The 7463-nt window shown below is 51.4% G+C and carries 12 protein-coding genes; all 12 read right to left on the bottom strand.

The window, feature by feature from the left end; all coding sequences use genetic code 11:
- Positions 1–925 (bottom strand): exodeoxyribonuclease VII large subunit (xseA, locus tag Q0526_RS12595; protein ID WP_298734161.1); only part of this gene is annotated, 925 nt, incomplete at its 3' end.
- On the bottom strand, positions 904–1851 hold the full coding sequence (locus Q0526_RS12590) for a glycoprotease (RefSeq protein ID WP_298734159.1): 948 nt from the start codon (positions 1849–1851) through the stop codon (positions 904–906). The genes xseA and Q0526_RS12590, both read right to left, overlap by 22 nt.
- The gene (nusB, locus tag Q0526_RS12585) at positions 1845–2261 is read right to left on the bottom strand and encodes a transcription antitermination factor NusB (RefSeq protein ID WP_298734157.1); all 417 of its coding nucleotides are present in this window, start codon (positions 2259–2261) and stop codon (positions 1845–1847) included. The genes Q0526_RS12590 and nusB overlap by 7 nt, the downstream gene beginning before the upstream one ends.
- A gap of 25 nt (positions 2262–2286) precedes the next feature.
- The gene (locus Q0526_RS12580) at positions 2287–2646 is read right to left on the bottom strand and encodes an Asp23/Gls24 family envelope stress response protein (protein ID WP_298734155.1); all 360 of its coding nucleotides are present in this window, start codon (positions 2644–2646) and stop codon (positions 2287–2289) included.
- Between the two features lie 104 nt (positions 2647–2750).
- A complete protein-coding gene (locus Q0526_RS12575) occupies positions 2751–3413 on the bottom strand; it encodes a SpoIIIAH-like family protein (protein ID WP_298734153.1) in 663 nt (220 codons plus the stop codon).
- 12 nt (positions 3414–3425) lie between these two features.
- A complete protein-coding gene (locus Q0526_RS12570; RefSeq protein ID WP_298734151.1) occupies positions 3426–3980 on the bottom strand; it encodes a stage III sporulation protein AG in 555 nt (184 codons plus the stop codon).
- A complete protein-coding gene (locus tag Q0526_RS12565) occupies positions 3977–4420 on the bottom strand; it encodes a hypothetical protein (RefSeq protein ID WP_298734149.1) in 444 nt (147 codons plus the stop codon). Before Q0526_RS12565 ends, Q0526_RS12570 begins: the two co-directional genes overlap by 4 nt.
- A 3-nt stretch (positions 4421–4423) precedes the next feature.
- A complete protein-coding gene (locus Q0526_RS12560; RefSeq protein WP_298734147.1) occupies positions 4424–5383 on the bottom strand; it encodes a hypothetical protein in 960 nt (319 codons plus the stop codon).
- 68 nt (positions 5384–5451) lie between these two features.
- Entirely contained in the window at positions 5452–5832 is a 381-nt protein-coding gene (locus Q0526_RS12555; protein ID WP_298734145.1) for a SpoIIIAC/SpoIIIAD family protein, read from the bottom strand.
- A gap of 9 nt (positions 5833–5841) precedes the next feature.
- Complete coding sequence (gene spoIIIAC, locus Q0526_RS12550; protein WP_298734142.1) at positions 5842–6036, bottom strand: stage III sporulation protein AC; 195 nt, start codon at positions 6034–6036, stop codon at positions 5842–5844.
- A gap of 12 nt (positions 6037–6048) precedes the next feature.
- Positions 6049–6522 (bottom strand): hypothetical protein, encoded by a 474-nt coding sequence (locus Q0526_RS12545; protein WP_298734140.1) that lies wholly within the window; start codon positions 6520–6522, stop codon positions 6049–6051.
- Positions 6519–7400 carry an ATPase, T2SS/T4P/T4SS family gene (locus tag Q0526_RS12540; protein ID WP_298734138.1) on the bottom strand — a complete coding sequence of 294 codons (882 nt, stop codon included), beginning with the start codon at positions 7398–7400 and terminating at the stop codon, positions 6519–6521. Before Q0526_RS12540 ends, Q0526_RS12545 begins: the two co-directional genes overlap by 4 nt.
- Between the last annotated feature and the right edge of the window lie 63 nt (positions 7401–7463).

The raw sequence follows: 7463 nt of genomic DNA, 5'->3' as shown, positions 1-7463 counted from the left end.
TACGATGTTGACTTTGCAAGCCTTGCCGAACTGCCGCCATTGTAAATTTATTATAGCATATTTGGAGACGGTTCTGTATATTTTTTTGAATATTCTCCTGTAAAACAGATAATTTTTGCAAAAATTCTGTGCAATCCGGCACGCAAAGTTCTGCCGCAGCTGACGGTGTCGGCGCCCGCAAGTCTGCCACATAATCTAGAATCGTGGTATCAATTTCATGCCCTACTGCTGAAACCACAGGTTTTCTGCAAGCTGCCGCAGCCCGTGCAATTCGCTCGCTGTTAAAGACCCAAAGATCTTCCTTGCTGCCGCCGCCGCGAGTGACAAGAATGATTTCAGGACGCGGATCGCGATCTAAAACCCGGATTCCCGCAAGGATGCTTTGCTCTGCTTCTACGCCTTGCACAGTGACCGGAGCTAACAATAAATTGACCATTGGCCATCGGCGGCCAATGACATTCTGCACATCCTGCCATGCAGCGCCCGTTTTACTGGTTACTACCCCAATGCACCGGGGCATCACTGGCAAAGGACGTTTTCGTTCCGGCGCAAAAAGCCCTTCCAGCTCCAGTTTTTTATACAACGCATCAAAGGCCATCTGTGCCGCACCGGCACCGAAGGGACGCATATAATCCACATATAACTGAAAGGCACCATCCCGTTCATAGATGGTAGCATGCCCATACGCCAGAACCAGCATTCCGTTTTGCGGTTCAAAATTCAAAAGCCGGGCTTGACTCCGGAACATGACGCCTTTGACACTGGCATTCTCATCTTTTAGCGTGAAATACAGGTGACCACTTTTATAATGACGTGTAAAGCCTGACAATTCCCCACAGACAATCAGATTCGTAAGCGGCTCACATTGCGCCAGTACGTCTCGTGCCATGCGATTGAGGGCAGTTACGTTGATAAAATCGGCCATGTCTTTGTCTCCTTGGCAGCCAAAACCGAAATTCCAATGGCGTTGTCGCTGGCATATTTGCCGGGCACAAAATGGGCGTTCGGCAGCCGATGTGTCACATAGGTGCGGATCAAATCGCTGCTCATCACACCACCTGCGAAAATCACCGGCAGCCCCGCATATTGCGCCAACGCTGCATTGGCCATACGCACCAAAGTTTCTCCGATACAAAGCAAGCAGTACTTGCAGACATACGCCTCTGAATGACCTTCTTCCAAAAGGCGTCTGCATTGGTTTTCCAAACCAGAAAGGCTACAGGTCATACCGCGCACGCTGACTTTGGGGCGAACTTTTTCTGTACATAAGGCAGCCTGCTCGCTGACATACGTACCAGCCGGAAACGGATAGCCCAACAGAACCCCCAAGCGATCCACCGCCTGTCCTGCGTATAAGTCGCTGCTGGTTCCCAACGGCGTGATTGTATCCGCTCCGTGACACAGCAGCAAGTCCGTTGTGCCGCCCGACACATGAAAGACCAATGTCGGCGCAGAAAACAGTTCCTTTTGCCCCAGCGCCAACAAAGCAGCCGCAATATGGCCCTGCTGGTGCGTAGTTTTTATAAGCGGAATCTGCCTCGCCAAAGTAAACGCTGTCGCAGCGCTAACACCGGCCAAAAAACACGGCATATAAGACCCTTCTACCGGGCGAGGCTTAGCAGAAACACCGACTGCTTCGACCTGTGTAAAGTCTACCTTGTTTGCCATTTCCGCCATCATATCCGGCAGAGCCGACGTATGATGAAACAGTGCGTCGCTTTGCCGTAAGCCAAGCTGCCCCTGTTTTACCGGCAAAAACTTTTTGCAATCACAAACAACCTCTCCGGCTTTTGTGTCAAACACAGCCAGAGAGGTTGCATAATTGCTGGTATCAATCCCCAGCGTCAACATTGCGCTTCTGCACTTTCTTCCCGTTCGCGGGCCACCGTGCCAAGCAAGCCGTTCACAAACTGATAATCGGTATCCGCACCATATTTTTTGACCAATTCAACGGCCTCGTTGATTGCGACGCCGGGCTTCTGCTCTTCACCATAAAGCATTTCTGCCAGCGCCAAACGCAAGGCTACCAAGCTAACGCGAGACACGCGATTCAGCGTCCACCCCTTTAGGTGAGCTTCGATCACTGCATCTAGCTCCGCAGCATGTTCATTCATCGCTGCCAAGAGTTGATGGGTAAACGCATCAGCTTGCGGTTGTTCTGCTTCAGACGGAAGTGTAGGCACTTCCGGTTCAAATGTAGCGGCAAACGCCGTCAAAAAGGCCGCCTCGCGAGATTCGCGGCGGGTCAGCTTTTTTCCCATACTCGGTTTCCTGTCCCTCTTTTCTTCAATCCTCTGCTTCGGGCTGTGCCAAACCAACCACCAGCACATCCACGCGAGAAACGGTAATTCCCGTCATGTTTTGGATGGTTTGTTTAACGTTTTCTTGTACTTTTTCACACAACGGCATGATTTTCTGTCCGTAGTCTGCAGTAAGTTGTACGGTCACAGCAGCAACGCCATCTTCCAGCGCAACAGTAACCGGCTTGCGCAGTCCTGTACGGCCCAACAGACCGCGTACGTTTTGGTTGTTACCGGTGGTCACTTCTGCCACGCCACCAACTTCCAAAGCCGCCAGCCGTGCAATCTTTGCCAAAACATCGGTTGAAATCTGCAAGCTGCCCCCGATGGTATTCTGCACATCCATGTTGTGTACCCTCCCGTTGCATGCAGCCTCCATAAAGGCCACTTTTTCTTATAGTATAGTTTAGTTTACCACAAAACTATACTGTTTGCAACCGATTGGGCTTGTTATTTTACTTCTACAATGGTGATGTCCTGCGCCTCCATAGCAGTGCATTGACTCATCAGCGCATCACGAATTCGTGCCACCTCTTCCGCGGTGAGGGCGTCATTTTCCGTCATAACCGTCACATTGGCTCGCTTGCCTTCCAGATTTACTACACAGTCGGCAAAACCTTTGGATTTAATGAGCGTTTCCAGCTTTGTTTCCAGTGTAATATTATTGACCTGTGTGCTAAGTTTATCGGTAAGTTCCTTCTTTTCCTCTTCGCTGACGGTGGTATCCTTCAGGGCCTCGTTTAAGGCCTCCAACGCCTCATCACGCGCCTTGCTACGGGAAAGACGCGCCTGCTCAAAAAATTCCGTGCCGGAATCTTGGCTGACACTGACCATCTGCGCTTCTCCATAATTTTTGTTGGCCGCTTGTTCTTCTTCCACCTCCGCTTCTCCCGAAGTTTCCGTGGCCGCTTCCAACGGATCCAACACAGCAGTAGTCGGCTCTGCTTGAGCGGCTGTTTCTACTGCCGTTCCTGTCTCTTCTGCCACCGTTATATCTTGCGGAGCTTCCCGCGCAAAAGACCAGTTCAAATAAACCGCAGCTCCTAGAGCCAACACCATCACAGCCGCAGTCACCGGACGGTTCTTCTGCTTTTTCGATTCGGTGTGTTTCATCTTGTTGCCCCCTTACTGTGTCGATGCCATCTTAGCGACAGTTATATGATTGGCTCCAACGCCTGTCAACGCTTCGACCAAAGCGCTGATGCGATTTTGTACCGCGGCCGTATCGCCGCCCTCGCAGACAACGGCAACGCCCAACACTTGCGGCATTTGATACGTTTCGACCAGTCCGTCCTCCGCCAACAAAACATGCTGAACACTAGTGTCTCCTTGAGAAGATGTCTCCTCGTCGGTGGCGTAGACGACTTCCTGTCCTTGCCGCAGCGTAACCATCACCTGTACGTTGCCCGCTCCCTCTATCTGTGCGATCAATTCCTCAAGCCGGTATTCCAGCTGTTGTGCATAGTCCTGTTGGCTTGCCACGGCCTCCTTTGTTGGCGTAGATTGTACTACCGCTTGCTCTTTCTTGGGAATCCATTCTGAAACCGCCAACAAGAGCAGCCCCATCACACCCATGCAAAGCAATAGATTGACTCTCTTTTTTTCATCTGCCAACAGATCGGACAGCCATTTTTTCCCCTGTATGGCGGCCGCCTTCCACACCGTTTTCCTTGTCTTCAAGTCGCTCCACCTCCTGCAACAATTTCATACGGAAGCTCTCCGCAGCTCGCCGCCAACACAGCCTGTGCACGCTCTTGATCCGAAGAACGTACCAAGTTCACATGGCAAGTGCCATCCTCAATCTGCACAGATGCCTCGATTCCCGCCTGTGCCAGTACCTGCCGTACCGCATCAGCAGAGACTGAAAGTCCAAGTTCCCGGCCATATTCGGAATATTGTTCCGTAGTTTGTTCCCCGGCGGGGGTCAAGCGGTAGAGTTCCGCCGTCAAAGCATGCCAATCCGCACCGCGCAGCATTTGTAGCCCCGCCGTTACAATATATAACGCCAACACCGCATTTATAACTGCCGTGAAGCCATTTTCAGGCCAAAAGACCCGGACCATCCCCGCAACAGTGGAAATCACACAGCATCCAAGGGCTACATGTCGAATTGTCTCCATTCCTCATCCCCCATTTCCCGCAACCAAAAGCAGCGCTGTCGAAAGGAACACCATAAAGAAGTACAGAACCAATACCGACAGGCAAAGTTTCGAGCCCTCAAAATACAGCTTACACAACTGACTACACTGTTTTTGCCCTCCTGTTGAAGCCACAATCCCGGCCCCTGCAAACGCTGCTCCATATAAAAGGCACTGGACCACAATGGGCACAAAAGCCGTTCCCAATGCCAAAAGTGCCGCCAGCGCCAAAGACCCTTTTAAAAGTTGCACAGCGGCAGCCGCCCCAGAAAGCGCCGCTGCTGCCGCATCCCCCACCACGGGTATAAAGCCTTGTAGCATGCTTTTTCCGGTTTTCAGCGCAGCGCTGTCCACCGTGCCGGCCAGCACGTTCTGCACACCCAATATGAAGCCGAAAACCAGTCCACAAAGTTTCAAGATCCACTGCATACATTTTGCAAATAGCGCTGCGGCCTCTTCAATTCCTATGTTCCCCCAAATACAGGCACATGCCGCAAAGCAAAAATAGATCTGCATCACAGGGAGCAAAACAGCCTCAATTACGGCTGCCAAAAATTCAGACATCGCAAAAAACATCCCACTATAAACAAGAGAACCTGCACTTTGTCCCCCCATAGCCGCCACGCCACTAAAAACCGGGACAAAAGCAATCAGATAATTTTGGCAGTCTTGCGCAGTAGTTACCACTTGATCAGTCAATTCCATCATTGCCTGCAAGCTCAATACGCCAAACCCTAAAACGGCTATGGAACCAATCCCCTTGCGCCAGGTTTCACCACCGGCCAAAAGTCCCAAAACACTAGCCAGCAACAGATACCCGCTCGCTTGTATACCAAAACGAATAGGTTTCTGCCAATCTTTTGTAGCTAGGTCTGCCAAGTTTTCCAAAACATTCGGCAGATTCCAGCCAGCACTTTCCTCCACAGAAGCACCGCTTTCGTTCAAAATACGTTCTATCGAAATTGGAAGGTCTTCGGCATGTGCAGAAAGGGGTTGCCCAAACAGCAACAGGACTACTGTAAATATCCCGCATAGGATTCTAGCAGTTGCTGTAAAAGTGGAAGTGCTTGCAAAAGTGCCAAAAGCCGCCCGCCCAGTTCGCAGGTCGTTGCCGCAGCCAGAAGCCCCGCCTCTCGGCAGATGTCTCCTGTCAGTTGTGCCACAAGTGCGATCCCCAGCACTCGCAGCAGACAGCCAATTCCTTGTCCCGGCAGCACCGCGTTCAGAGATTCCAGCCATTGTAAAACCGGTGAAAGCTGTTCTGCAACGCCCAACAGCAAGAGCAGAGCTGCGCAGGCCGAAGTCAAAAAAGCGTAAGCAGGTTGCTCTTTTTTTAACGTCAGATGCAAAACCGCCGCCACAAAGGCAACCGCGGCTAATTTGAATAGCAACATGGTTCCTCATCACAACTCAAACAGTGCTTTGATCAGCACAAATAGATCACTGATTTGACGGACCAACATACTCAGCACCACAATAAGGCCGGCAAGGGTCGTCATCATAGCTTGGTCCTCTCTTCCTGACCGGATCAGCAGTTGGTTTAACACCGCCACAATGATGCCTGTCGCCGCAATTTTAAAAACCAGATCAATCTCCATGGCGTTGCTCCTCTACCACAACAAAATCGCAAGCAAAATTCCGCAGCACACCCCCAATCGGGGCCACAGGCGGCGTGCAAGTTCCACCTTCGCTTTCTGTTCTACCGCAGCCGCTTCGCATAAAGTGGCCAGCCGTTGCAGCGTGGTGCAGGCAGTATCCCGGGGTTCCAGCCCCACCTGTACCAGACCTTGTTCCATTTCCTGCCGCAAGGTCGGTGAGAGCGCCACAGACAGCGGAAGCTCCGCAAGACTGCCGCAGCTTCGGATTCCCATTTCGGCAAATTCCGGGTAGATCGCTGCCCGACGCAGCAGCTCTTCTCCACTAAGAGCCTGATATCGAAGTAGTGTTTGTAAATAGGAAAGCAATCGTTCCAGCGTATGCAGTTTCCGCCAAGCCTCGTAATAGTGTCTGCAAACTGCAAATCCAGCGCCTGTGCCAGCACTCACCACCAGCGCTGCACCGAATACTCGAAGAAACTCTCTCATGGCAGTTCCATCCAACGATCTATTGTTCCCGGAGTGCTTTTTTCGCCGAGTAGTGCAACCCGAGAAAATGCCTGTGTATGTAGTAAACTTTGATAACGAGGATTTCTTGCAAGACTTTCATACCCATCGCAATGCAGAGAAGCCAAAAAGCGCACACCAGAAACGGCCCCTTGCTCCACCGCGCGAACATCTTCCTGCGTTCCCAGTTCATCGCATACAATCCACGCTGGATTCATACAGCGCAGCGCCATCTGAATTCCTTCTACTTTGGAGCATCGGGTGTATACATCACAGCCAAGTTTTCCTGCCCGATAGGTTTCCTTGGGTTCTCCTGCTGATAGTTCTCCACGCTCGTCCACCACACAGACGATATCATCGGTATGGCCGAGTCGTTGTGCTAACGTTCGCAAGAATGTCGTTTTGCCGCATCCCGGCGGTCCTGCCACCAAGATTCCTGCCTGCGGGGCTTTTAGGTAGTCCTGTACATATGCCGGCAATGGGCAAAGGATCCAACGAGCCACCCGCAAATTGAGCGACGTCACCGAGGAAAAGCCGTTGCCGCCCCAGTTTCCAGCCACTCCTACGCGATGCCCGCCAGATATAGTCAGATAGCCTTGGCGAAGTTCTTCTTCGTGTGCATAAACCGAATAGCGGCATAATTGTAGAAAACATTGCTGCATTTCTTCCGAAGAAATCTGTTCTATACGCGGCAGATAAAAGGTTGCGGAGCGAAGTTTACCGCCAATGGTGAAATAGACAGGATGTCCTACGCGCAAGCGAATTTCTTGTACCTGCACCGCCACAGACGGACTGAGATTTGCCAATTCTGCTGAAAGCGGTAACGGCAATGCTTTTACTGCGCGGTAGTACTCGTCCATGATTTTGCTCACCTCACATTGCCACTGTATGTATAGCTTCTTGAAAATAGAACTCATACAAAA

It is taken from the genome of uncultured Subdoligranulum sp., assembly GCF_937890665.1.
Note: the sequence above shows the minus strand (reverse complement) of the source record. Positions and strands in the feature narration are given on the sequence as shown.

Coding starts and splice junctions, on each gene's coding strand:
- nusB (WP_298734157.1), bottom strand. CDS start 2,261: ATGGGAAAAAAGCTGACCCGCCGCGAATCTCGCGAGGCGGCCTTTTTG.
- Q0526_RS12565 (WP_298734149.1), bottom strand. CDS start 4,420: ATGGAGACAATTCGACATGTAGCCCTTGGATGCTGTGTGATTTCCACT.
- Q0526_RS12590 (WP_298734159.1), bottom strand. CDS start 1,851: ATGTTGACGCTGGGGATTGATACCAGCAATTATGCAACCTCTCTGGCT.
- Q0526_RS12555 (WP_298734145.1), bottom strand. CDS start 5,832: ATGTTGCTATTCAAATTAGCCGCGGTTGCCTTTGTGGCGGCGGTTTTG.
- Q0526_RS12545 (WP_298734140.1), bottom strand. CDS start 6,522: ATGAGAGAGTTTCTTCGAGTATTCGGTGCAGCGCTGGTGGTGAGTGCT.
- spoIIIAC (WP_298734142.1), bottom strand. CDS start 6,036: ATGGAGATTGATCTGGTTTTTAAAATTGCGGCGACAGGCATCATTGTG.
- Q0526_RS12580 (WP_298734155.1), bottom strand. CDS start 2,646: ATGGATGTGCAGAATACCATCGGGGGCAGCTTGCAGATTTCAACCGAT.
- Q0526_RS12540 (WP_298734138.1), bottom strand. CDS start 7,400: ATGGACGAGTACTACCGCGCAGTAAAAGCATTGCCGTTACCGCTTTCA.
- Q0526_RS12575 (WP_298734153.1), bottom strand. CDS start 3,413: ATGAAACACACCGAATCGAAAAAGCAGAAGAACCGTCCGGTGACTGCG.